The organism is Sphingobacterium sp. UGAL515B_05 (assembly GCF_033097525.1).
In the GTDB taxonomy this organism is placed as follows: Bacteria; Bacteroidota; Bacteroidia; order Sphingobacteriales; family Sphingobacteriaceae; genus Sphingobacterium.
Genome location: NZ_CP109907.1, coordinates 4,661,004 through 4,687,199, shown reverse-complemented (window position 1 = coordinate 4,687,199; position 26,196 = coordinate 4,661,004). Strand labels below are relative to the sequence as shown.

Annotated in this window: 23 protein-coding genes and 1 tRNA gene; 14 read left to right on the top strand and 10 right to left on the bottom strand. The window is 39.6% G+C overall.

What is annotated here, in order from left to right; translation table 11 throughout:
- Positions 1-39 precede the first annotated feature (39 nt).
- Positions 40-1,344: an ammonium transporter gene (locus OK025_RS19235; RefSeq protein WP_309366187.1), complete on the bottom strand. Its 1,305-nt coding sequence runs from the start codon at positions 1,342-1,344 to the stop codon at positions 40-42.
- 288 nt (positions 1,345-1,632) lie between these two features.
- Between OK025_RS19235 and OK025_RS19230 the strand changes: the two genes are divergently transcribed.
- Entirely contained in the window at positions 1,633-2,685 is a 1,053-nt protein-coding gene (locus tag OK025_RS19230; RefSeq protein ID WP_317666240.1) for an outer membrane beta-barrel protein, read from the top strand.
- Between the two features lie 95 nt (positions 2,686-2,780).
- Here OK025_RS19230 and OK025_RS19225 read toward each other — a convergent pair whose 3' ends face one another.
- A complete protein-coding gene (locus OK025_RS19225) occupies positions 2,781-4,163 on the bottom strand; it encodes an OmpA family protein (RefSeq protein WP_317666238.1) in 1,383 nt (460 codons plus the stop codon).
- A 70-nt stretch (positions 4,164-4,233) separates the two neighbouring features.
- Entirely contained in the window at positions 4,234-4,647 is a 414-nt protein-coding gene (locus tag OK025_RS19220) for an NUDIX hydrolase (protein WP_317666236.1), read from the bottom strand.
- Between the two features lie 250 nt (positions 4,648-4,897).
- Between OK025_RS19220 and OK025_RS19215 the strand changes: the two genes are divergently transcribed.
- Together OK025_RS19215 and OK025_RS19210 are read left to right on the top strand one after the other, a co-directional pair.
- Complete coding sequence (locus OK025_RS19215) at positions 4,898-5,917, top strand: L,D-transpeptidase (RefSeq protein ID WP_317666235.1); 1,020 nt, start codon at positions 4,898-4,900, stop codon at positions 5,915-5,917.
- Between the two features lie 82 nt (positions 5,918-5,999).
- Entirely contained in the window at positions 6,000-6,761 is a 762-nt protein-coding gene (locus OK025_RS19210) for a murein L,D-transpeptidase catalytic domain family protein (protein WP_317666233.1), read from the top strand.
- A gap of 89 nt (positions 6,762-6,850) precedes the next feature.
- On the opposite strand, the gene OK025_RS19205 is transcribed toward OK025_RS19210, so the two are convergent.
- Positions 6,851-7,549 carry a prolyl oligopeptidase family serine peptidase gene (locus OK025_RS19205; RefSeq protein ID WP_317666232.1) on the bottom strand — a complete coding sequence of 233 codons (699 nt, stop codon included), beginning with the start codon at positions 7,547-7,549 and terminating at the stop codon, positions 6,851-6,853.
- Between the two features lie 237 nt (positions 7,550-7,786).
- On the opposite strand from OK025_RS19205, the gene OK025_RS19200 reads away from it, so the two are divergent.
- From OK025_RS19200 to gap, 5 genes are all read left to right on the top strand, one after another.
- Positions 7,787-8,992, top strand: coding sequence for an exonuclease SbcCD subunit D (locus tag OK025_RS19200; RefSeq protein ID WP_317666230.1), 1,206 nt, complete (start codon positions 7,787-7,789; stop codon positions 8,990-8,992).
- A 4-nt stretch (positions 8,993-8,996) separates the two neighbouring features.
- Positions 8,997-12,035, top strand: coding sequence for an SMC family ATPase (locus OK025_RS19195; RefSeq protein WP_317666229.1), 3,039 nt, complete (start codon positions 8,997-8,999; stop codon positions 12,033-12,035).
- Between the two features lie 650 nt (positions 12,036-12,685).
- Complete coding sequence (locus OK025_RS19190) at positions 12,686-13,780, top strand: AI-2E family transporter (protein ID WP_317666228.1); 1,095 nt, start codon at positions 12,686-12,688, stop codon at positions 13,778-13,780.
- Positions 13,781-14,000: 220 nt separating this feature from the next.
- Positions 14,001-14,636 (top strand): TlpA family protein disulfide reductase, encoded by a 636-nt coding sequence (locus tag OK025_RS19185; protein ID WP_317666227.1) that lies wholly within the window; start codon positions 14,001-14,003, stop codon positions 14,634-14,636.
- Between the two features lie 6 nt (positions 14,637-14,642).
- Positions 14,643-15,650 (top strand): type I glyceraldehyde-3-phosphate dehydrogenase, encoded by a 1,008-nt coding sequence (gene gap / locus OK025_RS19180; protein ID WP_317666226.1) that lies wholly within the window; start codon positions 14,643-14,645, stop codon positions 15,648-15,650.
- Between the two features lie 101 nt (positions 15,651-15,751).
- Here gap and OK025_RS19175 read toward each other — a convergent pair whose 3' ends face one another.
- Both OK025_RS19175 and OK025_RS19170 read right to left on the bottom strand, forming a co-directional pair.
- Entirely contained in the window at positions 15,752-16,531 is a 780-nt protein-coding gene (locus OK025_RS19175; RefSeq protein ID WP_317666225.1) for a TIGR02757 family protein, read from the bottom strand.
- An 8-nt stretch (positions 16,532-16,539) separates the two neighbouring features.
- Positions 16,540-17,574 carry a quinone-dependent dihydroorotate dehydrogenase gene (locus tag OK025_RS19170; protein ID WP_088163570.1) on the bottom strand — a complete coding sequence of 345 codons (1,035 nt, stop codon included), beginning with the start codon at positions 17,572-17,574 and terminating at the stop codon, positions 16,540-16,542.
- A 60-nt stretch (positions 17,575-17,634) separates the two neighbouring features.
- On the opposite strand from OK025_RS19170, the gene OK025_RS19165 reads away from it, so the two are divergent.
- The gene (locus OK025_RS19165) at positions 17,635-19,554 is read left to right on the top strand and encodes an ABC-F family ATP-binding cassette domain-containing protein (RefSeq protein ID WP_317666224.1); all 1,920 of its coding nucleotides are present in this window, start codon (positions 17,635-17,637) and stop codon (positions 19,552-19,554) included.
- Positions 19,555-19,688: 134 nt separating this feature from the next.
- A tRNA-Lys gene (locus tag OK025_RS19160) sits at positions 19,689-19,761 on the top strand.
- 74 nt (positions 19,762-19,835) lie between these two features.
- Here the strand turns inward: OK025_RS19160 and OK025_RS19155 are convergent.
- Together OK025_RS19155 and OK025_RS19150 are read right to left on the bottom strand one after the other, a co-directional pair.
- Complete coding sequence (locus tag OK025_RS19155) at positions 19,836-20,270, bottom strand: hypothetical protein (RefSeq protein WP_317666223.1); 435 nt, start codon at positions 20,268-20,270, stop codon at positions 19,836-19,838.
- 76 nt (positions 20,271-20,346) lie between these two features.
- Positions 20,347-20,910: a Crp/Fnr family transcriptional regulator gene (locus OK025_RS19150; RefSeq protein ID WP_317666221.1), complete on the bottom strand. Its 564-nt coding sequence runs from the start codon at positions 20,908-20,910 to the stop codon at positions 20,347-20,349.
- Positions 20,911-21,106: 196 nt separating this feature from the next.
- On the opposite strand from OK025_RS19150, the gene OK025_RS19145 reads away from it, so the two are divergent.
- Together OK025_RS19145 and OK025_RS19140 are read left to right on the top strand one after the other, a co-directional pair.
- The gene (locus tag OK025_RS19145; protein ID WP_317666219.1) at positions 21,107-21,619 is read left to right on the top strand and encodes an ATP-binding protein; all 513 of its coding nucleotides are present in this window, start codon (positions 21,107-21,109) and stop codon (positions 21,617-21,619) included.
- A 1-nt stretch (position 21,620) separates the two neighbouring features.
- Positions 21,621-21,920 (top strand): hypothetical protein, encoded by a 300-nt coding sequence (locus OK025_RS19140; RefSeq protein ID WP_317666217.1) that lies wholly within the window; start codon positions 21,621-21,623, stop codon positions 21,918-21,920.
- 176 nt (positions 21,921-22,096) lie between these two features.
- On the opposite strand, the gene OK025_RS19135 is transcribed toward OK025_RS19140, so the two are convergent.
- Complete coding sequence (locus OK025_RS19135; protein WP_317666215.1) at positions 22,097-22,261, bottom strand: hypothetical protein; 165 nt, start codon at positions 22,259-22,261, stop codon at positions 22,097-22,099.
- A 377-nt stretch (positions 22,262-22,638) separates the two neighbouring features.
- Between OK025_RS19135 and OK025_RS19130 the strand changes: the two genes are divergently transcribed.
- A complete protein-coding gene (locus OK025_RS19130; protein ID WP_317666213.1) occupies positions 22,639-23,751 on the top strand; it encodes an acyltransferase in 1,113 nt (370 codons plus the stop codon).
- 63 nt (positions 23,752-23,814) lie between these two features.
- Here the strand turns inward: OK025_RS19130 and OK025_RS19125 are convergent, their stop codons facing one another.
- The gene (locus OK025_RS19125) at positions 23,815-24,306 is read right to left on the bottom strand and encodes a YdcF family protein (protein ID WP_317666211.1); all 492 of its coding nucleotides are present in this window, start codon (positions 24,304-24,306) and stop codon (positions 23,815-23,817) included.
- Between the two features lie 251 nt (positions 24,307-24,557).
- Between OK025_RS19125 and OK025_RS19120 the strand changes: the two genes are divergently transcribed.
- The gene (locus tag OK025_RS19120; protein ID WP_317666210.1) at positions 24,558-26,138 is read left to right on the top strand and encodes a discoidin domain-containing protein; all 1,581 of its coding nucleotides are present in this window, start codon (positions 24,558-24,560) and stop codon (positions 26,136-26,138) included.
- The last annotated feature ends 58 nt before the right edge of the window (positions 26,139-26,196 follow it).

The window sequence follows — 26,196 nt, the reverse complement described above, 5'->3', positions numbered from 1 at the left end:
TGGGATAAAATATAAGATAGAAACTATACTATAGACAGTTTACAATGCCTCGGCATGCTGAGAAACATCCAGACCAAGCTCTTCATCCGTTTCTTCAACGCGTAATGGAGCAATTAGATCGGTGATTTTTAACAGAACCAATGATCCTACGAAGGCGAAAAATGACACCGCAAACAGCGCGACCATATGGACAAAAAACAATTTAGTTTCGCCAAAAAACAGACCATTGTCCGCTACAACAGGGTTGATGTTATGATGAGCAAACACACCGGTAAGTACCATACCGACCATACCACCGACACCGTGACAAGGGAATACATCCAATGTATCATCGATACTCGTTTTACTTCGGAGATAAACCACAAGGTTGCTGACCAATGCTCCCACCAAACCGATAATCATCGCATGTGGAATGCTTACAAAACCAGCGGCAGGTGTAATTGCCACCAGACCAACAACAGCCCCAATACATGCCCCCATTGCAGAAGGTTTTTTTCCACGGATGATATCAACAAATATCCATGCCATTGCAGCCATTGCCGATGCTGTCGTTGTTGTCGCAAAAGCATAAGCCGCCAATGAATTTGCCCCACCGGCAGAACCCGCATTGAATCCAAACCAACCAAACCACAATAAAGCAGTACCCAATATGACATAACTGATACGTGCAGGGTTATGAATCTGGGTTTTACGTCCTTTTAAGTAGATTGCTGCCGCTAATGCTGCCCAGCCTGCCGACATATGAACAACGGTACCACCTGCAAAATCAAGAACACCAAATTTTGCTAATATACCTTCAGGGTGCCAAGTAGCATGTGCCAATGGCATATAAATAAAAATACTGAACAGAATAATGAATAGCATAAATGAATTAAAACGAATACGTTCCGCAAAAGCCCCCGTAATCAATGCTGGTGTGATAATCGCAAACTTCAATTGAAACATCGCAAACAAAACCAAAGGTATAGTGGGAAGCGCTCCCCAAGCAACATTCCCTAATGTACCTTTCATCATAAAAAATGTACGCGGATCACCGACAATACCACCGATATCATCGCCGAAAGCCAGACTGAAGCCAACAATGACCCAGAGGATTGTCATTAAACACATACATATAAAGCTTTGCATCATCGTTGAAATTACATTCTTCTTGCTAACCATACCGCCATAAAAAAAAGCAAGTCCAGGTGTCATAATCAACACCAATGCAGAAGAAGTTAACAACCAGGCCGTATCTCCCGTATCAAATTCTGCCTTGTTTAAATCAGACAAGTCGATGGACGGAAATACAAGTCCCAATACTCCCAAAAGAACTAGAACAATGAGTGGAATAATTTTTTTCATTTGTTTAAACTGATTAGTGTTTTCAATATATTAATAAAATTGTTAAAAAAATACAAGAACAAAACAAAAACCTACTTTCCCTTATAATTTTTTCAAATATAAAGTCTTTTTGTTAAAAAAATACTATGTTATTTTATTTTTTATGATTTTTTTTACATAATTTCACAAAAACAAACACAAAAACCATAATTACCAATAAATTTTTAAACAAAAACCAATACAAAACAGACAGAACAAACAAATTAAGCCTTAAAAAATCAAACAAATCAAACTTAAACCAAAAAAAACATGAAAAAACTTCTAACAACCATCATTTTATCAGTATTTCTAATAAAAATAACCACAGCACAAGAGGAAACCAAAGAAAAAGGGATAGAAATATCCGGATCAGTGGATACTTATTGGAAATATGATTTTCAAAACAAACCTAATATCAACACCTATTTTACCGAAGACAACAACTCCGTCTCTATTGGGATGGTGGATTTGGCTGTAAAAAAGAAGTTTAAAAAAGCATCATTTGTCGGAGAATTATCTTTTGGCCCCAGAGGGCAATATCGATCCATTATGAATGGCGATGGCCAGGCTGGCGACGACAAAAACAGTTTCCATATCCAAAATCTATATGTAGGCTATGATCTAACCGAGAAACTCAATCTTACCGCAGGATTCATGGGAACATTTGTGGGTTTTGAAGTGATATCACCAACCTACAACTTCCATTATTCAACTTCTTATTTATTCGGCGCGGGCCCATTTCAAGACGCTGGTTTAAAAGCTACGTATAGTTTCTCAGACAAAGTGGCTTTAATGGTCGGACTATTTAACGACTGGAATGTCTATCAAGATATGAACGGAGTTTCCCATGTCGGCTCCCAACTGGCCTATACTCCCAATGATAAAAGCAGCTTTTATCTCAATTTCCTGACAGGATCCTCTGCTGGCGGTAAAACCAATTACAGCTCTGGAACCTTGGTCGATCTCGTTGCTAATTATGACTTCACCTCCAAATTTTTCCTTGGTTTAAATGCTACAAATTATAAAAAGAGAGATGGTGGGGGTTACTCTGGAGTAGCACTTTACCCAAGAATTCATTTTTCAGAACATTTCGGCCTAGGATTACGCGAAGAGTTTTTCCAAACGCATAAAGAGGAAGAAAATGGAATCCCTAGTTCCAACATCCTCGCAACCACCTTGACCGCAGAATATAATTACCATGGATTCAAATTTATTCCCGAAATCAGAATTGACAAAGGAAATACCGAACGATTCATCAAAAACGATCTAAGCCCAACCAAATCTGCAGGACAATTTCTGTTGGCCTGTGTCTACAGTTTCTAAACAACATTGCATTACACATAAAAGGAAAGAGCAGGTTCCGGTGGAATCTGCTCTTTTTTATTATCGCAGCGGTCTAGTTATGCTGCACAAAACAATTATCGAACACTTATCGAAACATGCCGATCCATAATACGATCAGATTCTGGCGCATCGGCCTTATACTTGGCAAACTGTGAGCCGTATCCTTCCGCACCTATCACCTGTTTGGAAAGCTGCTCTTTACTCAGGTAATCCTTTACAGCCGTTGCCCGCTCAAGCGATAACTTTTTATTGAAATCCTCATTGCCCGTTTTGTCTGTATAGCCACCGATCTTAATATTAGCTGCAGAAAAAGCCTTTAATATCGCTGCAAGATTACTTAGTTGCACCTGACTTTCAGGCAGTACCTCGGCTGTACCTGTTTTGAAATTCAGGTTATCGAAATCAAACCAGGTATTTTTCAGGGAATCTTCACCAATCGATTTATAATCGGATTTTAAAAATTGGACCAAGTGATCCTCTATCCCGCCTTTAAAAGCAGCAAGTTTGACGCCGTTAGGTAGGATAACCTCTGTCTGCTCGCGCTCGACCATACTGGAACCCTTCTTCATAGAATCTGACTCTACCGTTGTCTTATTTACACTGGTGTCGGTAGCACCGTCTTGCTTGCTTCCACTACAGCCTTTTCCAAATAAAAACCAAAGCGCAGCCAATACGACCAGGGCGATTAAAATCTTCCACCAACCGCCACCGGAACCGCTTCCAGAACCGGTTTCAGCGATTGCTGCCCTGGACTCTTCCGCTCTTGGCAATGACAAGGGCTCTTTATGTGCTTCCAGTTCATTTGCCGGATTAATGGATATTGACTTATGACTATCCACCTCCTTAGCAACATCAGCAGGAATTGCATGTTCAGTCGCGGATTCCGCCGGTGCAGAAAAATGTGCACCATCAAAAAGCTTCCCAAAGGCGCCCAAGCCTAACCCAGCGGGAACAGCAGCAGCAAAAGCGGTCTTATTTTCCTCCAAAACATGACCGATACGATCAAAATCCCAATTTTGACCCTTATTTGTTAAACTGGAGAATATCGCGGGCAAAGAAAAATTCATTAATTTCCCAATGGACCTACCATCATACCCCAAATAACCGGCAACAGTACTCAAAACAGTATCCAAGCCCCCACCAAATATTGATCCCAATAAACCCTGAGCATTCTCGCCTTTCACAGCAGGATCCCCCGCGGGCTCATCTGCTTTGGTCACACTACCGAGAAGCTCGTGGAAATCAAAATTCGCAAAGTGCTGCTTAGCCCTTTCAAGTAGCGCCGAAAACCCACTACCGGAATCGGAATGTTGGCTTAAACCTAAAAACAAGGCGGGAATTGTTACATTCAAACCTTGCTTTACCCCCTCTTTATCCTGATTTAAAACTTGCCCTATCTGAGCGACCGCCTCTTCGTCAAAAAAGTCCTTCGCCCCTTTTAAAAGCTGATTTTCCATAATCTTTGTTTATTTATAGTTTATATAAAACTCTAACAAACAAAGGTTTAATTTGTTTACCCTACACGATTTAACGATCAAAATCACCCGAAAGCCATTTTGGTAGAACAAACTCGGATGCCAGATGTGCCCATTGGTAACTTTGCCAATCAGCTCTACTGATCCACAGCACTTCTTCCAGTTCTTCATAAGGCTCAAATGCATGACGCTCTGCCAGTTTAATTAAATAGATATAGCCCACGACCACCGTATTTACCTCATTTACAGCCTGTGTACTGTGACTACCGATAAAGCTTATTTCCATGCTGCTCACATCATACCGAAGCTCCTCTTTCAGTTCACGAATTAAGGTCTGCTCACGGCTTTCTTCCAGCCCCACCTTCCCTCCAGGTAGCTGAAAATAGCTAGACCCTTTTTTACGAACCATTAGCAAATCTCCTTCCGGAGCAAGCATCACCGCCGAGCAAATAACAATTTTGTCCATATCATTTATTTCAGATCACAAAACTAACTTTTTATCCATCATCGAAGAAATATCTCCCCCGCGTCCAAGACAGCTCCTTAAAATAAAATTTTACTCCAATAAACACCTCATCATTGAAAATCTGTTACAGTTCACAAAACGAATAGTAAGGTTTAACAGCAAATCTATTTCCTTCAACTGCAATAAAATTGCAAATAATAAACTAATTATCTAAGTTTAAGGTATAAAACGATAATCTATACTTCCATATATGAATCGAAGATTAACCTGTTTAATACTAAGCATATTGTTTCTATTGCCGGGATGCCAGCAGGACAAGAAAAACACAGGAAAAACCAATCAGCAAACTGAGCAGCAAAAACCTACTCCACCTAAAGAGCAGGTTGAGCAGAAAAAAATATTTACCGCTAAGGATATTATCTTAAAAAAAGAGCTGCTTTACAACAAATACACCCTGGAAGACAGCTATCCTTACAAAGACACCACACGCAGTTTTCAATGGGAAAAGATCAAAGAACGCCTGGCCTTTATCGAAAATTTTCAACAGACGCCATCGCTATATGGGGTTCTACAGAATTATCAAAATGAAAAAGGCGAAGCCCCAACAATACAGGACTATAAACGGGACTCTTATAAACGCGTATCCGACAGTTTCAACGTCGAACGCTATCAAGCGGCACCACTCTACGATCTTACCAGCACTAAAGCTGTTCGTTACGGTCGGGACGGCTGGCTCGTCCGCATACAAGGCCCCGACAGCATCGCTCGAATCCCGATTGAAGGTATTTCATTCGAAGGAAAATATACGGTTCCCAAAAGATATCTCCGTATTATTAGCGACACCGTGCAGTTCAAGATCATCAATATCGTCGATGTGAGAAACCAAAATATCTGCACCTTGGAAAAAGTCGGAAACGAATGGCTTATCCGAAGCATGAATCCTGTGACGAGTGGTCGGCACAAACCTCCCCATGCCCAGGAAACTCCAACAGGCCTTTTTGTTGTCCAGGAACACAAATCCAAGATGTTTTATTATGAAGACGGCACCAAAACTTACGCCGGATTCGCGCCTTATGCCACCCGATTTACCGCCGGAGCCTATATACATGGAGTTCCAGTCAACAATCCCAATGGCAGCATTATCGAATATAGTGAGAGCCTAGGCACAACACCCAAGTCACATATGTGCGTCAGAAATGCGTCATCTCACGCTCAATTTGTCTATAAACGGTCAAAAGACCTCGCTTCGCTGGTCGTTGTTATTGATTAACAATATTTAACATTCTGTAAATCAAATATGTATTAACTTTAATAATTAATTTTGTAAACATCTACACAGAAAAGGGAGAAGAATGGGAAATACGTTTATGTTTCTTTTGATGGCACTTAATACAGCATTGTCCTCACAAGAAGAATTAAAAACAACAGATCAACAAACCACCAGCACTCATCGTATCAATGTCGAACGTCAACGCACCGAAGTTGACTCGTTGTATGATGAAATGAATCTAGGCAAAGTATTAAAATACGAAGCATTTCGCCAAGCAATGGAAGGCAGAAAAGAACTTCCGATCCATAACAAGGACATCATGACGGTCATTGACTTTTCATTGGCATCAACGGAAAAAAGGCTTGTTGTACTCGACCTTGCGCACAAAAAAGTACTTTTCAACACACTGGTTGCGCATGGAAAAAATAGCGGAGAAAACTATGCCGTCAATTTTTCAAATCAACAGGAGTCACTTAAAAGTTCTTTAGGGTTCTTCACAACAGAAAACACGTACAACGGCGAGAATGGCTACTCCTTGGTATTAAATGGTCTTGAAGAAGGTATAAATGACAATGCAAAAGCAAGATACGTTGTGATGCATGGCGCCGATTACTGTAGCACAGGAACAATAGCAAGTTTAGGCAGACTCGGTAAAAGCTACGGCTGCCCCGCAGTACCAAGGGAGTTTGCAGGCCCGATTATTAACACCATCAAAGATGGAACCTTGTTGTTTATTTATGCCGACAACTCCGAATATCTCGCAAAGACACACTTGATTCATCAACCTAATATATTGATGGCGCAATTTCAAAAAAGACCGACTGCATTTGATCACGAAGGCTAATAAATAAAAAAAGCCTGATGGAAATACTTCATCAGGCTTTTTTATTTATAAATTGTCTTTCGATACACCGCTACCGGACCAACACGCCCCTAAGATTTATGCTTTTTCTTAAACTTCAACATCCAATTGTAAATTGCATCATCATGGAACAATCGCTCCACACTTCCATGGGTCCCCCCTTTTATCACATTTAAGCTCACATTTGCATCCGGATCTTCTCTTTTGATCGCATTCATAATTTTTCTGGACTCCGAAATTGGCACTGCACGATCAGCGGTACCATGATGAAGCCATATCGGCACCTGCGTCAGGTTGGAGGCATACTGACTTGACCCACCGCCACATATTGCTACTGCAGCAGCCACCCTTTCGGGATATTTACCAGCCACATCCATGGTGCCATAGCCCCCCATACTCATGCCGCAAACGTAAATACGGTCGGGGTCAGCATTGTAATGTTCAATAACATAGTCAATAATTTCGATTACTTTGTCCGGATCCCATCCTCCCCGGGACTGTGGCGCAACAATTATCCCAGGCACCTCCTGACCTTTGTTAATTGCATACAAAACACCGTAACGCTTTACACGATCTAAGTTTGTCCCCGACAAACTTCTTCCATGCAGAAACACAAATACAGGCTGTTTTTCAGATTCCAACGAATCCGGTGCGGCATCTTTCAATAAAAAAGGATAAGCAGTTTCTCCTTTAATCGCTTGTATCTCCTGCGCATTTACACGCATCAATAGCATAAAGAAAAAAAACATATATAGAAAAACTTTTCGCATACTTCTCGTCTATGATGATCTAGCTTAATTTTGGAGCACTAAAAATACAATTAAATGACTTTTAGAAGGTGTATTTAACATGTTTTAACATTTCATTAAAACCGCATTAGGCTGGGGCTAACCCTACACAGTTAAATCTATGCAGCAATAATTTATGCGATTCCATCCAATTATAATTGCATTTCATGCCAAATTTATCTTAGTTTGTAACATTGCGCAAAATATCCAAGCTCTCACATGAAAATATTGCATACCGCCGATTGGCATTTAGGAAAACGATTGGACAGTTTCTCCCGGATAGATGAACAAGTACTGGTCATGGATGAAATCGTTGATATCGCAGACCGGGAAAACGTGGATCTCGTAATCATCGCAGGAGATCTGTTCGATGCCTTCAATCCCGGTGTGGAAGCCATCGAGCTATTCTACCGAACAATCAAGCGTCTTACCAAGAATGGCATACGCCCAGTAATAGCAATCGCGGGCAATCATGATTCACCACATTTGATTGATGCTCCTGACCCATTGGCAAGGGCATCTGGCATTATCTTAATCGGTCATCCCAATGCTCTTGTGACTCCCTTTGCTACGGAGGGATTCTCTGTTTTACGGGCAGACAACGGCTTTATCGAACTAAACTTGCCTCAATATGATTACCCGATTCGTATTCTTCACACCGCGTACGCAAATGAGATCCGTCTAAAACAATATTTAGGCGAAGAAAAAGAAAGTAAGTTAAATGAGGTTTTAGCCGCAAATTGGGAAAAGCTTGCCGACAGATACTGCGATGAAAATGGCGTTAATATATTAACCGCGCATCTTTACATGAATAAATTCGGCAGTCCGCTTTTAGAAGAACCGGATGGCGAAAAGCCGGTCAGAATCGGAAATGCAGACTTGATCTATTCGCAGGCTATTCCGGCTCAGGTACAATATACAGCCTTAGGGCATCTCCATGCCTATAAAAACATCGGTTCTTCTGAAAAACCAGCTATTTATGCTTCATCTCCCCTATGCTACAGCTTTTCGGAAGCCGGACAGACCAAATACGTAGCACTAGTCGACGTGTCTGCAGGTAATCAAGCCGTTGTGGATAGAATCCCTTTAACGCAAGGTAAACCATTGCTCAGAAAAACTTTCGACGATATTGAACGCTGCATTTCCTGGTTGTCAGAAAATCCCAATGCCTTGGTAGAGCTTACATTGAAATCAGACACATTCCTAAAAGCCGAAGATCGCAAGCGGATCTACCAAGCCCATACAGGAATTATCTACCTAATTCCTGTAATTAAACAAAGCAATGGCGAATCTCTTGACACCAAAGAAATCAATCTCACACAAGACATGTCTGCATTATTTCAAGATTATTTCAAATCCAAAAACGCCAATCAAGCACCCAACGACGATATCATTACTCTTTTTCGCGAAATACTAAATTCTTAATTCCATGATTCCATTAAAGCTAATATTAGAAGGTATCTATTCCTATCAGGATCGTCAAACTATTGATTTTACCGTGCTTTCTGAAGCGGGGCTTTTTGGTATTTTTGGTGCCGTTGGCTCGGGTAAATCGTCCATATTGGAAGCCATTACGTACGCCCTATTTGGAGAAACAGAACGTCTAAATGCGCGTGACAAACGGGCATACAACATGATGAATCTCAAGTCAAACCGATCGTATATTGAACTTGATTTCGTCAACTTTGAAGACCGTACATTCAAAGTCACCCGTGAATTTAAACGTAACTCCAAAAACTTCGATGATGTCAAATCGCCTACCGTCGTACTCTACGAGAAAATAAATGAAGCATGGGTTCCATTAGAGAGCAGTAATACACAGCAGATAATAGGGTTAAGCTATGAGAACTTCAAGAGAACGATCATCATTCCACAAGGACAGTTCAAGGAGTTTATAGAACTTGGTGCCAAGGAACGCACGGATATGATGAAGGAGATCTTTCAGTTACATCGATTTGACCTACAGGACAAAGTTTCCAATCTATATAAGAGAAATCAGTCGGAATTGGATCACTTAAATGGCCAATTACTAGGATTTGAGGAGATCACTGCAGAACTTATCAAAACAACCAGCGAAAATCTACATACAGAAATTCACTCTTTCGCCGCGATAGAATCGTCACATAAGCTGCAGCATGAGAAATTCTTGAGCCTTCAAAAACTCAAGGCAGATTTTCTTGAATTAAACAAAATGAATTCGCAGTACAAGCAATTACTTGCACAGGAACCGCAAAAAGAGGCTTTAAGGCTACAGTTAAACCGATTCGAAGAAGCCCAATCAACATTTATGCTGAGCCTCAAGTCCAAAGAAAAATTAGATTTGGAGAATGAATCAACACAAAGGAAATTAGAAAACGAAAAAGTAAAGAAGCGCGAAATTCAACAACTCGTACAGGAGCATCAAGCTCGTCTAAATGTACTTAAACCTGAATATCAACTACTACCGCAACGTCATATTCAGGAGTTGGATCTTGAACTGATACGGCAATTGATCGTTTTTTCCAATGAAATTAAAGGCCTACAAGACCGTGCCCAGAAAGGACGTAATTTTGTTGAGAACGCAAAAGAGGAACAAATACACTATAAAGCAAAAATCCATGAAACTGAGCGTGAAATTGCAGGTTTAAAGCGATCTAAACCTTCGGCTCAAGAATTAATGGAATTAGGTCAATGGTATACCAAACAACAGGGGATACAACAACAAGAGCAAGACCTTAATAAACAGTCGCTTGAATTAGAAGACAATGCGAGCCAAATCAGACAACAATTACACAACTTCCATAGTGACCTGGAAGAGTTTCACTCAGGTCATTCTATTGCACTACAGGAAATGGAGCAAAAGCTCCACACGTTACAGGATGAAAAGTCCCATCTGCTCTTGCAGCAACGATTAACTCAATATGCGGAAAATCTGAGAGAAGGATCACCGTGCCCCCTATGTGGCGCATTGGAACACCCGATGGTCAACCATGGGCAAGATATTTCACTAGAGATCCTTGCGCATGAAAAACTGATCAAAGAGACAAATGAACTCCTTAAACAAAAGCAGGATCAGAAATTTCAAGTGGAGAAACTCGTCCTTCGTTTGCAATCATTGACAGATCAGCAGCATGAGTTGAACACAAAAATTCAGTTGAACAAGTCCAACAAAATGGCACATTTAACTGAATTTATATGGCCAGGTTACAGCAGCACAGATGAGTCTATCTATGTCTCCAAAAAAAACGAGCTTTCCCAAATTGAAGCCCAAATCCTGATCCTAGAACAACAGCTTACAAACGATCAGGTAACATTAGCATCGGTCGAGGAAAAACTGGATAAGTACCATAAAGCCCTGAGCCAATTTGAACGCGACGAGGTAAGTAAGCAAGCGCAGATCAATCAAAATATTGGAAACTTAAAACAGCTGAGCTGGTTCGATTACCAATCGAAAGAACCCGAAACTGTCGAACAGGAATATAACACCATAAAGATTTCAAATATAAGAATAGAGAGAGACTATCTTGCGATAAACGAGAAACTAAACGAGTTAAACAATCAATTCGCAGCACAAAATAGCCTTGTTGACACGATCATTGAGCGACTTGAAACAATCAAACATGAAAATCTAGACGTTGAAACAACGCTACAGAGACTTGTCGTAACTTCATCTTTTAGCAGTATAGAAGAGATTAAACAGATACTATCCCAAAACTTACCTGTGCAGCAGATCCGGCTCGAACTTGAACAATTTCAAATTCAGTTTGAATCTGTCAAGGTGCAGATTGCCCAACTGGAAAATAAGCTTGTTGATCAAGTGTATGATGAATCGATTTTTAACGAACAGGCAAAGGCTTTGGAAGAAAGTGCCCGAGAATTGAAAAAAAGTACTGAAAATGTTGCCAAGCTTAGACAAGAACTTGATCAATTGATGGTATCATATACTAAAAAAGAGGCCCTTCTGCAACAACATGTGAAGTTAAATTTGCGCAATGACAATTTAAAACAGCTCGTCAATCTATTTAAAGGTGCGGGGTTTGTGCAATACATTTCTTCAATTTATCTCCGCCAATTATGCGATCATGCCAATATACGTTTTCATCGCATGACTCGGAATCAACTTAGCTTGCAGATAAATGAAAACAATGAATTTGAGATTATAGATTATTTAAATGAAGGGAAAAGCCGAAGTGTAAAAACCCTATCGGGAGGACAGGCTTTTCAAGTGTCCTTAAGCTTAGCCTTGGCACTCGCAGAAAGTGTACAATCAAATACAAAAGCAGCTAAAAACTTTTTCTTCATTGATGAAGGTTTTGGAACCCAAGACATCACTTCCGTGAATATCGTTTTTGAAACACTATTGGATCTGCATAAAGAAAACCGGATCGTAGGCATTATTTCTCATGTTGAAGAGCTCAAAGAACGTATTCCTGTATCTCTTTCAATTGAAAAAGACGAGGAGCATGGTAGTCAAATATTTATTAATTAAGATCCAAAGTTATTTTGTATATTAGTTATTGCGGTCACATTCTTCACAGGATAGCCGCAATAACCAAAACACAAAAGATTATGGGCTTATTTTCAAACAATAAAAAAGGAAAAGGGTCTCATCCTTTTTTTCATAAGGGAATTAAAACCAATAGCAGGAATACGCAATCTGACAGCGGATCCGATGTATCCCGGCCTACACATTCCATGCTCTTTATCAAGCAGTATGATATCCTGACTATTTTAAAAGAAATTCTTATGCCTCAGAACCAAAACTAAGATTTTCGAGCAGCGCTTAATCCTCTTTCCCGCAATAAAAGACGAAGGCAGAACAATTGGGTTTCAATACAGGTATAAACCACAAAAATCACCGATCGCCAACATGGGGGTGCATTGTTTTGGAAAACATGGTCCAGGCAATAAAGAAGGTCAGTTGTTCGATGCTCAGCTCGGTGAATAATTCTTCTTTGAAAGTAAACCCACATTAGGTCTAATGGTACAGATTTGATCCCAGCGGCAAAATCAGAAAAGAAATTTAAAAAATCATTGAAATTATAAAAAAGGAAGTTTAATTTAACTTTATAAAACTTTTCCAAAAAAATATTGTCATACGATAAACACACATCAAAAGACAGTACATTTGTCAGCTATATGAAATATAAACAAATCAACAATAATTCCATTAATCAAATTATGCTTATCCTCATTATTGTAGCGATATGCATATTGATCTTTACAAGCCTATTTTATTATTTACCTGGTTTTTTGGGGGCGATAACACTTTACATTCTCTTTAGAAAGATCAATCATAAACTTACCGAAGAAAAAAAATGGAATAAATCATTAGCCAGTATCTTGTTGATCTTACTGACAATTATTTTTTTAGTTGGCCCACTCTATCTTTTAATCAACTATATGGTACCTCAGGTAACGGAAGTTGTTAGTAACAAAGATGAACTAATGCAGAAGTTTGACTCTGTTAAGACCTATTTAAAAGATAGTCCGTACTTAAGTAATATAGACCTTTCAGATACAGCATTAATGCAAGCCCTCCAGCGAGCAGCTAAATTTATTCCCAATATTCTGAATTCCGTTGCGGAGGTAGGTGTCAATGTACTCGTTGCATTATTTGTCCTCTATTTTATGCTCGTAAGCAGCAAAAAACTAGAAGAAACGATCTATCAAGCGATTCCTTTCACCAAAGCAAGTAAAGCGGAGTTATGGAAAGAATTTGACATGATGGTCAAATCCAATGCAATTGGTATTCCCATTTTGGCCATGTGTCAGGGTATCGTTGCGGGCCTCGGCTATTGGTTTTTTGGGTTAGAAAGTCCTATTTTCCTTGGTATCCTCACGGCAGTTTCCACAATAATACCTATTTTGGGAACGATGGTAGTCTATTTACCTGCGGCTCTCTTTCTTCTTGCAAATGGTCAGTCCGGAAACGCCATAGGTCTTGCTTTATACGGGATCATTATTATTGGAAGTATAGATAATGTGCTTCGTTTTACCATATTGAAAAAATTGGGGGATGTCCACCCCTTAATCACCGTATTTGGCGTTTTACTGGGACTAAATCTGTTTGGTATGTTGGGACTGATATTTGGACCTCTAATTCTATCTTGCGTTGGCGTTCTACTTAAAGTTTATAGCATCGAATTCGGAAGAAGCACACCGGAAATCATCCAATCGACCTCATTAATAGACCCGGAATCATCTCGTGATAAACTAGATATCATTGATTAAATATAGTTCATGGCTTTTAAACTACTGAACTATAAAAAGCATCGATATCCAGTAAACTGTCATAAATGAAATTGAAAGGTAGAGAATCCCATTTTTTTCATAGTTTTGACCCATTAATGCAATCGATTACTTCATATTTCTTTGAAAAATGAAGTAATCTATTTGAATGAATAATAAAAATAACAAATCACTAACACTGATTTAAAAGCACAGGTAGTTTATGAATAAAAAAATAATCTTAGGAGTTACAGCGGTATTGACAGCCAGCATCCTTTACTCATGTAACAATAACAACAAACCGAAAACAGATCATACTTCAAATACGACCCAGGAAGCCAGCGCTGAAAGCCATGATCATGCAGGTCACGATCATGCAGGTCACGATCATGCAGGCCACGACCATAGTCAAGCTGCACCAACGCAATCTTCCGACCCTGCAGCCATTCTCCCTAATTTCACATTTTATCAGCTTCGTTCGGGCATCAGAGTTACGCAGGAAAACGTTGCCAAAGACAAGAATACCGTTTTTATTCTATTTGATCCAGGATGTAGTCATTGTCAACATGAAGCTACGGAGCTAGAAAAGAATATTGATCGTCTAAAAGACGTCAATATCTATTATATTTCAATGAATGACCCGGCATTAGTATTAGGTTTTTTTGACACATTCGCTCCTAAACTATCCAAAGCATCTAACGTAGAGGTATTGATTGATAAAGACCAAACGTTTATACAAACAATCCATGTGCCTTCACAATTTCCGGCAAATTATGTGTATGGTGCGGATGGAAAGCTAAAAGCACATTGGGAAGGTGAAAAAAATATTAACGATGCAATAAGCCAATTTCATAAATAATCTGAAATGCTAAACATAGCAATCAATGGATTCGGACGTATCGGTAGAAATACACTACGTAATATCTTTTTAAGAGGGGCTTTCGATGAATTGAATGTCATCGCTATCAATGATCTGACAGACACCAAGACGTTGGCCCATCTATTTAAATATGATTCTGTACATGGTCCTTTTCCTGGTACTGTGACCCACGATGACAAACATATTATTGTCAATGATCTTTCCATCTTGGTCACCAATGAAAAAGATCCTGCGGCATTGCCTTGGAGGGCGCTTCAAATTGATGTCGTCATAGAATCTACGGGTTACTTTACCAGTCGTGACAAAGCGTCGCTGCACTTGGAAGCTGGTGCAAAAAAAGTGATTATTTCCGCACCGGCACAAGATAAAGACATTCCAACAGTGGTATTGGGCATTAATGATTGTGTCATTGATCTATCTGCTTCGATTTTATCCAATGCCTCCTGTACAACAAACAATGTTGCTCCCCTAGTTAAAATATTGGATGAAAATTGGGGCATCAAAGATGGCTATATTACCACGGTTCACTCCATGACTGGAGACCAGAATCTTCACGACGCACCACATAAAGATTTAAGGAGAGCGCGAGCAGCATCGTCGGCGATCATTCCAACAACCACTGGTGCTGCTAAGGCGATAACCAATGTCTTTCCACATTTGCAGCATAAATTAGGGGGCGCAGGCATACGTGTACCTGTACTCAATGGCTCATTGACGGACTTTACCTGTACACTTGAGAAAGAAACCACGGTAGAAGAAATTAATAAAGCGTTCAAAGCTGCAGCAGAAAACGACTTAAAAAATGTATTATTTTATACAGAAGACCCCATAGTTTCGGTAGATATCATCAATAACCCCTATTCATGTGTATTTGATGCCCAGTTAACCTCGGTAGTGGGTGGTCTAGTCAAGGTTGTGGGCTGGTATGACAATGAATTTGGTTATTCTAATCGTTTGGTTGACCTCCTGATCAAGATCGACAAGCTTGTATAATCTAGCTACCCCTGCAGCATCTTACCATTGGTTCCGGTATAAAAAAAAGCGTCCTTGCCAGCTATAGTTGACAAGGACGCTTTTTTCTTCACGTCTTAATTTTACATTTCCCCTTCTACGCCTAAGCCAAACAACGCAAAATCATATTTGACCGGATCCAACGGATCTAGTAGGCGTAGATTGGCCGTTAATTCCTGGGCTGTTTTCCAATTCACTTTATCCAATGTAATTAGACCAAATTTACGGGCAACGCGCTCAACATGGACATCGCACGGACAGATTAGATCTTTTGGGGACAGACGGTGCCAAATTCCAAAGTCTACCCCATTTGTATCTTTTCTGACCATCCAGCGTAAAAACATATTGATCCGCTTGACGGTTGACTTCTGTGCTGGACTACTAATGTGTTTCCGTGTGCGAACAGGATAATCAGGCAACGAAAAGAAATAGGTTTTAAAGGCATTCAGCGCCATTTCTAAGTCGACCTCTTGCCTGCTCTCCTGCCCTACGAGAAAAGCATCTTCCAAAGATTCGAAATGCTGATAGTGATGCCTAAAAAAAGAAACAAAATAAAGAATATCTGTATCATTAAACGTACGATGCTTAAATCCCAATAAACTTTTTAGATCCTGTTCTTGATGATTCATGATATAATCGTATGGCTCGCCATCCATTCGAACGATGAGCTCTTTGCATTTATTGATAATTGTCTTCCGTTGGCCCCAGGCCATAATCGAAGCCAAGAATCCCATGATTTCAATGTCCTGCTTCGTTGAAAATTGATGCGGAATCGATATGGGATCATTTGGAATAAAACCAGGTTGATTATATTCATCAACTTTCTTATCCAAGAAATCTTTCAGATCAAAATCAACTGCCATGCTAATCCTTATCTTCCTGTCTGCAATATGCCTTTACAAATCTTTGCAATCAAGCCTGGACCTTCGTAGATAAAACCGGTATAAACTTGAATGAGACTGGCTCCTGCATCTAACTTCTCTATGGCATCTTTCGCCGAATGAATCCCCCCTACACCAATGATAGGAAATGCCTTGTTGGACTTTTCGCTTAAGTAGCGAATAACTTCTGTTGAACGCTTGGTCAAAGGACGTCCACTTACCCCGCCCGCTTCATTAATCAGTTCCTGTTGACTCTTTAAGCCTTCTCTTGAAATTGTTGTATTTGTTGCGATGACGCCTGCAATTTGTGTCTCCAATACGATCTCGACGATATCATCCAATTGACTATCCGTCAAATCAGGTGCTATCTTAAGCAGAATTGGCTTCGGAGCTGTTTTAGCGACATTGAGGCTTTGTAAAGTATTTAATAGATGTTTTAAAGGTTCCTTTTCCTGCAAATCGCGTAAGCCCGGTGTATTCGGGGAGCTCACATTGACCACAAAATAATCCACGTAGTCAAACAATGCATTGAAGCAATAAATGTAGTCATTGACAGCTTCCTCATTAGGCGTCACCTTATTCTTACCGATATTCCCCCCTATTAACAATCCTTTTCGATCCTTTAGATTTTTCAATCTTGTGGCGGCAACGTCTGCCCCTTGATTATTAAATCCCATTCTATTGATCAAAGCTTCATCGGAAACAAGTCGGAACATCCTGGGTTTATCGTTTCCCGGTTGCGGCTTAGGAGTTACCGTTCCAATTTCGATAAAACCAAATCCCAAATTAGTCATATCTGCAATATATTCCGCATTTTTATCAAAGCCAGCAGCAAGGCCCACAGGATTTTTAAATTTCAATCCAAAGACTTCGCGTTCCAAACGTGGATCTTCCACGGTAAAAAAAGCGTTCAATAATTGTTTGGCGCCCCAAATTTTTGAGAAAACATTCAATCCACCGGTCACTTTATGGTGAGCCGTCTCCGGATTCATTGTAAAGAATATAGGTTTGACTAATTTATACATAATCGCAAAGTTACTCAAAGAAGAAGAAATATTCATTACTTTTGTACTTTTGCAGTTGAAATGATATCAATAAATAATTTAACATTTGAAATAGGATCTCGCGCTTTATATGACGAAGCAAACTGGCATATCAAACCAGGAGATAAAGTTGGCTTGATCGGTGCCAATGGTACAGGTAAATCAACTTTACTTCGCCTTATTGTCGGTCAATATACGCCCACATCAGGAACGATTTCCATGGCGAAGGACCTTAAGATTGGTTATTTAAACCAGGACTTATTGTCTTACCATTCGGACAAAAGCATTTTGCATGTTGCTATGGAAGCTTTTGAGCGCCAAAATCAATTACATGCCGAAATCGAGGACTTACTCCACAAACTAGAAACAGATTATTCGGATGACATCCTGAATAAACTAAGCGATAAACAAGTAGAATTTGAGGCCTTAGATGGTTATAACATCGAATTTAAGGCCCATGAAATCCTTGCTGGTCTAGGTTTTTCAGAAGAAGAACAAAAAAGACCATTGGCAACTTTCTCTGGAGGATGGCGTATGCGGGTTATGCTTGCCCGCATCTTATTGCAAACTCCGGATATTCTGTTACTGGATGAGCCGACCAACCACATGGACTTACCTTCCATCAAATGGCTGGAGAACTATCTGCAAGCATTTGATGGCGCCATTGTGATTGTTTCCCACGATCGATATTTCCTTGACCGCATCATCAAGAAAACAGTAGAATCACGTAAAGGAAAATTAACACTTTATGCAGGTAATTACAGTTTTTATCTTGAAGAGAAGGAATTACGGAATGAATTGCAGGCCAATCAGTTTAAAAACCAGCAAGCCAAGATAAAACAGGAAGAACGTTTAATTGAGCGTTTCCGTGCTAAGGCTTCCAAAGCCAAAATGGCGCAGTCGCGGATCAAAGCGTTGGATCGCTTGGAGAGAATTGACGATGTTGACGATGACAATCCGACGGTAAACTTCAGCTTTAAATTTTCAAAACCTTCAGGTCGTCACGTTGTGACGTTGGAAAATATTTCCAAGTCCTACCCTAACCTGGAGATCTTAAAAAATACCTCAGCAATTATAGAAAAGGGTGATAAGATTGCACTAATTGGTGCCAATGGTAAAGGTAAATCTACCCTCTTACGTATCGTGGCCAATGCGGATCACGAGTTTGAAGGAAAGGCAGAACAGGGACACAACGTGTCGCAAACATTTTTTGCACAACATCAGCTGGAAGCCTTACACCTGGAAAATTCCATCCTTGCCGAGTTACAAACTTTTGCACCGAAGCATACAGAGACCGAATTGCGCTCCATTCTTGGATGTTTTCTATTCACCGGAGACGATGCTTTCAAAAAGATCAAAGTACTTTCCGGAGGTGAGAAATCACGTGTGGCTCTTGCAAAAGCATTAACCGCAGACGCGAACTTCTTAGCGCTTGATGAACCTACCAACCACTTGGATATGCAGTCTGTCAACATTCTGATCCAGGCTTTGCAGCAATACGAAGGTACATTTATCGTTGTATCCCACGACCGGTATTTCTTGGACAATGTGGCGAACAAAATCTGGTACATTGAAGACAAACAGATCAAGGAGTACCCAGGTACTTACCAGGAATATGAAGAATGGGCTGCAAAACGCGTTGTGAAGACGGAGGTAAAAACCGAGAAAAAAGTCAAGGAAGAACCCAAAGTAAAGAAGGAGAAACATCCACTTACGGAAGATAAGACACGTTTGTTGAGCAAGAAAAATAAGGAGCTAACGTCTTTTGAACAAAAAATTGAGGAGCAGGAAATTTTAGTCAAAAACTTAGAATCGAAGCTTGCGGACGAAGCGGTTTATTCGGATGCGACTAAGTTACAGGAAACTACACGTTCTTACAACTCAGCAAAGGCATTATTGACACAATTCCAGGAGAGTTGGGAGCAGTTGGCGGAAGAAATCATGGATTTGGAAAATGATTAATTTTTTTGGCTTAAAATCAGCTTATTAAGCATTAGAGCGTGATTTTAAGCCAAAATTATTTGCAGGAATAGGATTAAAGCCCTACTTTTGCATCACTTCAAACAAGGAACGGCAGTTCAAAAATAAAGAAGTAAGATTCCGTAGCTCAGCTGGTAGAGCAATACACTTTTAATGTATGGGTCCTGGGTTCGAATCCCAGCGGGATCACAGAAAGAAGCTAGTCGCAAGATTAGCTTTTTTTGTTTATATGAATTGTAAGTGACAAAGACTGGACGATTATGTTATCTATTCTCACTCAATGACTTTAACCTTTTAATTCCGTTCAAAATACCTCCTCTAATCATATTTCCATATCCGTCATCAGATAATTTGTCCGTGAACGAAAGTGCTGATTGGTAATTTTTTTCTGCATTTTCAACATCGCCTAGATCCTCATAGCATTTGGCAATATTCAAGTAAAGCGACGGGAATGCCCCGCTGACATCGTTGTCCTTTATTTCTTGAGCCAAATGTAAGGCCGTCTCATCCCATTTCAATTTGTCTGCAACACTCTTCTGATGTCTTGCTATATAATGGGCTGCTATAAATCTTTCAACGTCATTTATTGCTTCATTCCAAGCTTGAGTAAATAATTTGCTTGCTTCTTCCGGTTTACCCTCGATGTCCATACCTTGGGCACAAAGTTTAACGACGTGGTTATCTGGATCTAAATACATATTGATTATTTTTAAAAATGTAACTAATCAAATTTAAAACATTCCAACTTTAGACGCGTTGATGTATGTCAAAAAATCATTTCGATTTAAGCCTACTCAACGTTTCTTGTGTAATATCAAGATAAGAGGCAAGTATTCTGTTTGAAAGCCGTTGGATATAGATTGGTTCTTCACTCATGAGTTTGTCATAGCGCTGTTTAGCCGAAAGTGTTATACGATTCTCCATCTTCTGATTCTGGCATAAATAAGTACTTTCCAAAAATTGCCGGTAATATTTTTCCCACAGCGGGATATCTGACAATAACTGATAAAAATCTTTATGGTTTATTGCATATAGTTCTGAATTTTCGAGCGTTTCGACGAATTCAGTTGACTTTTTTTGCGATATAAAGCTAGAGATTGAGGTAATAATAGCATTTTCGAATGCGATATGTCTCGTTTTTTCCTGCCCCCGCGCGGTTACAAAGTATGTTCTAATACTACCGCGATGAACAAAATATAAATCTTTACAAGTCTCTCCCTCTGACAGCAACAGGGTATTCTTTTTTAAATGCTGTAGTCTGAAGCATCTGCTTATCTGGTCTATGTGCTCATCGGCAATACGCGTATTGTTTTTAAGATAATATTGTATTTTTCCCATCAAATGAACTGTTGCTATGTTATCTATATCCGATTAAGACTCAAAGTTAGAAAAACAAGGATATGATGAATAAAATTGCGATGTAAAATCTTCATTTGATCATCGTTATTTAGCATATCGGATATTTAATTAGCTTTTCTCGTTTAACAACATTACCTTAGATATTGACAGCGTAGTTCATAAAATAAATTTAAAAATGAGAATTGCCCTATTTGGCACGCACAAAGTAGGTAAAACCACCTTAGCAGAAGAGCTTCTAGAAAAGCTTCCCGGATATACACTGGAAGTAGAACCCTACTATCAGCTGGAATCATCGGGGCATGAATTCCTTGAAGAACCCACTGCCGAAGATTTCGTTGAGCAATTTAACTACGCTGCCCAGCTAATTTCACAAAGCGGAGACAATGTAATATTCGATAGATGTGTACTCGACATCTTAGCTTATCTGCATATTCTTGATCCAAAGAAAAATATTCAGTTCCTTTTTGAAAAAGCCTTTGCTGTATTGGCCGAAATTGATCTTTTGGTGTTTGTCCCCATTGAAGACCCCGATTTGATACCTTGCCACAAGTCGGATCTACCCAAACTTAGATCTAAAGTTAATGATTTACTCCGCGATTGGATTGACGACTTTAGTATACAAGCTATTGAAGTAAACGGCCCATTATCGAGTCGTAATAACCAAATACTTGCTAAAATTAAATCCTGAGATGTTAGATTTCTATATTATTGATGATAAACAATTAAAACCAGATTTCCCTGAAAAGGCAGGATTGGTTTTCGCTGGACAACTTGACGAAAAAACTTTCAGCAGCCTTCGGCAAAAAGGCATAATCGCCACACGATTTGACTATTATACAGATTTCAGGCTAGATACTGCTCTGATTAAACAAACTCAGCAAATTATATTAAACAAGGGACTCCAAATGGATACAGACATAAATAGCTTCATCCAAATACTTGACATTGCAAGTAACAAACAAAGTGGTTTAATTGCCTATAGTGATTAAACATATCTTTTGCATGAAGCGCGGTCTCTCCTTCGCTAAAACGGATCGTTTGAGCTCCCTATAAAGTTCATAAACTCAATTTTGGGCTCAACAGCAAGGTTTTTATCTCTTTGTTCCTGAAAATGGAGAAAGCTCGGTACTTTCAGCAATTGATCCTGTATCTCTTTATTCTTATACTAGGAAATATGTACGAAAGTATTGCTTTCACCACCCTGCAAAATAGTATACAGGAATTGTGTTCCATCTAACTTCCTGAAATCTTTGAGAAAGCTTTCAATCATTTTTTTATTCGTATGTACATAGTCATCATGGACACTATAGGTTACTTTAACAACGATCATTTCTTTTATTAATTTATGTTTATAAATGCACAGCGGAATTTTCAATGCACAAAGGGAGCTTCTCGATTTCACGTAAACTGACGGTCGAAGAAAGCATTTGTGAATTGGACAGCAAGATATGAAAAATTTGGGTCATTGAATTTCGGAATGTACACTCTATAAGAATATAAAAGCTGGCAGCTGGGTGTACCAGCAATAAAAATTGTGAATCCCCATAAACGATTCGGTACAGCACAAAAAATGAGAATAACCATCGGGATTTTGATACGATTTGATCAAATTTACACCTGTTATTTCATTATTTTCAGCCGTTCATTCAATAACATTTATAAACAGTTAGCAAGTCCATAGACATCTTCGAAATAAAATCAGAAGCCATGAACAATAAAAACCTTTCTACAAAGGCACACTATCCCATTTTAGACGGACTACGAGGCGTCGCTGCGATTATCGTTGTAACCTTTCATCTCACGGAGCCATTGGGAACAGGACATCTCGATATCTTGGTCAACCATGGCTATTTGGCCGTTGACTTTTTCTTTCTTTTATCTGGATTTGTGATCGGCTATGCTTATGATGATCGTTGGCATAAAATGTCTATTGGTACCTTCTTTAAACGCCGTATTGAACGCCTTCAGCCGATGGTTTTATTAGGTATGACTCTTGGTGCAATAGGCTTTTATTTTACAGATTCTACAATCTGGCCACTTATTCACACCGTTCCGCTCTGGAAAATGCTTTTGGTCATGCTCATTGGTTATACGATTCTTCCCGTTCCCCTCTCTTTGGATATTCGAGGCTGGCAGGAAATGCATCCGCTCAATAGTGTCGGCTGGTCATTGTTTTTTGAATATATTGCCAATATGCTATATGCCATCGGTATTCGCAAACTATCCAAAACATCGTTAAGCATTTTGGTCTTTATTGCGGCTGTCGCACTCGCGCATTTGGCGATCACAAGTCCTACTGGAGATGTTAGCGGTGGCTGGACATTAAATACTGAACAAGTGCGCATAGGAATCACCCGCACCATGTACCCTTTTTTTGCTGGCCTCCTGCTATCCAGAATAACGAGCCCGAGCCGTATCCGACATGCATTTTTATACTGTAGTATTTTAATCGCCATTGTGTTTTATATGCCTCGTATAGGTGGAGCAGAACAGCTCTGGATGAACGGGATATATGAGTCGGTATGCATTATCATTGTATTCCCCCTAATTGTTTACCTGGGGACAGGCAGCATATCAAGCAGCAGATTAGAAAATAAGCTCTGTAAATTTTTGGGTGACATCTCTTACCCGCTATACCTCGTACACTACCCTTTCGTCTATTTTTATGTTGCCTGGATCAGCAACAATAAGGATATGACGCTTATAAAAGCTTTGCCTTATGCCCTATTGATTTTGGTGGCGAGTATTGCACTAGCCTATGTCAGCTTGAAATGGTATGACGAACCTGTCCGCAAATGGCTCAGAAAGAAACTGGGTTAATGTATAAAAAATTTGCCGGCATAAGGGGCAACCGCTAAAAATAGTGCTATTCAATACACCTGTTTAACGTCCCAGTATTCTCCGGATAGCTTGTTGCTCATGCCGTAACAATAAATTAAGCTCGTCGGGACTAACAGTCGATTTTGCAGCAATAAACAGTACATTTGGGTAGTCAATGAGTTTTTCTTGCAATAATTTCGCTCGCCTCATGTGAAAATCAGAGGTAATCACGATGAAGAGATCTGGAGAGATCTTTTTGATGATCTCTTTTGATAGCATAAAATCTTCGTAAGTATTTGTGGATAGTACACATGGAAGTAAATCTTTCTCTACGACACCTCTTTCCATAAGATAAGCTTGAGCATAAGCGCCATGCGGCTTTTCTGTCCGATTGAAATGTTCACCCATGCCGCCGGTACACAAAATTGTAGTCCCTTCATTATGACAATAGAAATTATAGGCACATTCATTTCTATCTAATGCCATAACGCTGAGATTCCCCTGCTCATCATTGGGTGCGCCCAACAATAATATCAGGTTTTTAATTTTTTCCATACGATTTAAATATTCATACAATCAAATGTAATAAGACCTGGATGAAAAGCAAGTAAGAAGTCGGTTAAATTTTATCCAGCCATTATTAACTCTCAATCATTTCATGCTCAAATAAATTAAAATGTTACAAAACAATTTTAAAAGTTGATTAATCAATCGATTGACTAAACTATTTGTGATAAAAGTTTATTTTTTTACACACCAATAAAAGATGCCTTATTTATATTTATTGATACACAATATAAACCATTATGAGAAAACTTTTAAATCTAATGCTTGCAACCCTCGCTTTAGGGGCTGCCTCCTGTAACAAGACCTTGGTAAACACCGAAGAAAGTGTCGAAACTCTAAAAGCAAAAACATCAACTAGCTCGGTAACAAATGAATGGAACAGTAATCCCTACAAGCTGAACGTCATCTATTTTGTTCCAAATGATGTTGATTCCATTCCCAACTTCAGAAAGCGTCTTAGCAAGATCCTGTTGGACGCCCAAAATATGTTTGCAAATAATATGGACCGCGAAGGCTTCGGCAGAAAATCCTTCGGATTGGATCTGCTCAATGACAGCCTGATTAATATCCATTACATTGCTGGAAAATATGGCAAAGCTACTTATCCGTACTCAGGGGGCAGCGGCGCTGTGAAAGCGGAAGTGGACAGCTATTTTAATCAAAATCCGTCAGGAAAAAAAAGCGAGCACAATCTAATCATTATTCCAACCTACAATACAGATCCAGCTAATCCGGGAGGTCCTCCATTCTATGGTACAGGTACCAGCTGCTACGCATTAGATTATGTAAATCTGGACGCCAAAAACTTAGGAATAGGCGGTGATATTGGAAGGAAAGCAACTGTATGGATAGGTGGAATGATTCACGAACTGGGCCATGGCTTAAATGCCAGCCACAACAGAATGAATAAAACGTTAGCGCCAACTTTAGGTACGGCATTGATGGGTTCGGGCAATTCGACCTATGGAATCTCTACAACTTCTTTGACCAGTACCACAGCAGCAACATTTAACAATAGCCAAGTATTCAGCCCTGTGGTAAGAACTGACTGGTACGCGTCCGCATCTGCAGAAATAACATCCCTGTCATCAAGCTTTGTGAACAATAAGATTATCGTTTCCGGGAAATTTACAACAACAAAACCAGTCAATGACATTGTTGTTTGGCACGATAGGGAGCCATTTGGGGTGAATAACGATTATGATGCCGTACAATGGGCGACAAAAATAATAGGCCAAGATAGTTTTCGATTTGAGTGCCCATTAGCTGATTTTTATGATCTGACAGGAAATTACGAAATGAGAATAGGATTTCTCCATGTCAATGGAAGCCGTACTACCTTAGGATACGCTTATAACTTCGTTAACAATATCCCCGATTTATCCAAGGTTGTGACCTATAAATTGTTACCGACCACAGGTTGGTCAATTGTAGCTAGCGATAGTAATGAGCCTGGATCACCAGCCAGCAATGTATTGGATATGAATAGAAGTACGGTCTGGCATACTCCGTGGTCGTCCACTCAAACCCCGCAGCCACATTTCTTTTCCGTCAATATGGGCGCATTACGTACCGTAAAAGGACTTGCTTTCCGTAACCGAGACAATTTAAATGGAGCGATGAAAGATGTCAATATTTACGTAAGTACAAATGGTGTAAGCTGGACACTGATCAAAACGACGCAGTTGAGCAAAGTTGCTGGTTCCTGGATCAATGTCGATCTTAATACATCCGTTAGTACCCAATACCTTAAAATAGAATCGACAAGTTCTTGGGGCGATTTCTTCTATTCGCATCTCGCTGATTTTGGAGTTTATTAAAACGAGTACAAACCTTTATGGATGGGTAGAACATCTCTTAAATAAGTGAAATAATAGG

Coding starts and splice junctions, on each gene's coding strand:
- OK025_RS19130 (WP_317666213.1), top strand. CDS start 22,639: ATGAACAATAAAAACCTTTCTACAAAGGCACACTATCCCATTTTAGAC.
- OK025_RS19140 (WP_317666217.1), top strand. CDS start 21,621: ATGTTAGATTTCTATATTATTGATGATAAACAATTAAAACCAGATTTC.
- OK025_RS19200 (WP_317666230.1), top strand. CDS start 7,787: ATGAAAATATTGCATACCGCCGATTGGCATTTAGGAAAACGATTGGAC.
- OK025_RS19125 (WP_317666211.1), bottom strand. CDS start 24,306: ATGGAAAAAATTAAAAACCTGATATTATTGTTGGGCGCACCCAATGAT.
- OK025_RS19155 (WP_317666223.1), bottom strand. CDS start 20,270: ATGTATTTAGATCCAGATAACCACGTCGTTAAACTTTGTGCCCAAGGT.
- OK025_RS19170 (WP_088163570.1), bottom strand. CDS start 17,574: ATGTATAAATTAGTCAAACCTATATTCTTTACAATGAATCCGGAGACG.
- OK025_RS19225 (WP_317666238.1), bottom strand. CDS start 4,163: ATGGAAAATCAGCTTTTAAAAGGGGCGAAGGACTTTTTTGACGAAGAG.
- OK025_RS19150 (WP_317666221.1), bottom strand. CDS start 20,910: ATGGGAAAAATACAATATTATCTTAAAAACAATACGCGTATTGCCGAT.
- OK025_RS19220 (WP_317666236.1), bottom strand. CDS start 4,647: ATGGACAAAATTGTTATTTGCTCGGCGGTGATGCTTGCTCCGGAAGGA.
- OK025_RS19205 (WP_317666232.1), bottom strand. CDS start 7,549: ATGCGAAAAGTTTTTCTATATATGTTTTTTTTCTTTATGCTATTGATG.
- OK025_RS19230 (WP_317666240.1), top strand. CDS start 1,633: ATGAAAAAACTTCTAACAACCATCATTTTATCAGTATTTCTAATAAAA.
- OK025_RS19135 (WP_317666215.1), bottom strand. CDS start 22,261: ATGATCGTTGTTAAAGTAACCTATAGTGTCCATGATGACTATGTACAT.
- OK025_RS19165 (WP_317666224.1), top strand. CDS start 17,635: ATGATATCAATAAATAATTTAACATTTGAAATAGGATCTCGCGCTTTA.
- OK025_RS19120 (WP_317666210.1), top strand. CDS start 24,558: ATGAGAAAACTTTTAAATCTAATGCTTGCAACCCTCGCTTTAGGGGCT.
- OK025_RS19145 (WP_317666219.1), top strand. CDS start 21,107: ATGAGAATTGCCCTATTTGGCACGCACAAAGTAGGTAAAACCACCTTA.
- gap (WP_317666226.1), top strand. CDS start 14,643: ATGCTAAACATAGCAATCAATGGATTCGGACGTATCGGTAGAAATACA.
- OK025_RS19215 (WP_317666235.1), top strand. CDS start 4,898: ATGAATCGAAGATTAACCTGTTTAATACTAAGCATATTGTTTCTATTG.
- OK025_RS19235 (WP_309366187.1), bottom strand. CDS start 1,344: ATGAAAAAAATTATTCCACTCATTGTTCTAGTTCTTTTGGGAGTATTG.
- OK025_RS19195 (WP_317666229.1), top strand. CDS start 8,997: ATGATTCCATTAAAGCTAATATTAGAAGGTATCTATTCCTATCAGGAT.
- OK025_RS19190 (WP_317666228.1), top strand. CDS start 12,686: ATGAAATATAAACAAATCAACAATAATTCCATTAATCAAATTATGCTT.
- OK025_RS19185 (WP_317666227.1), top strand. CDS start 14,001: ATGAATAAAAAAATAATCTTAGGAGTTACAGCGGTATTGACAGCCAGC.
- OK025_RS19175 (WP_317666225.1), bottom strand. CDS start 16,531: ATGGCAGTTGATTTTGATCTGAAAGATTTCTTGGATAAGAAAGTTGAT.
- OK025_RS19210 (WP_317666233.1), top strand. CDS start 6,000: ATGGGAAATACGTTTATGTTTCTTTTGATGGCACTTAATACAGCATTG.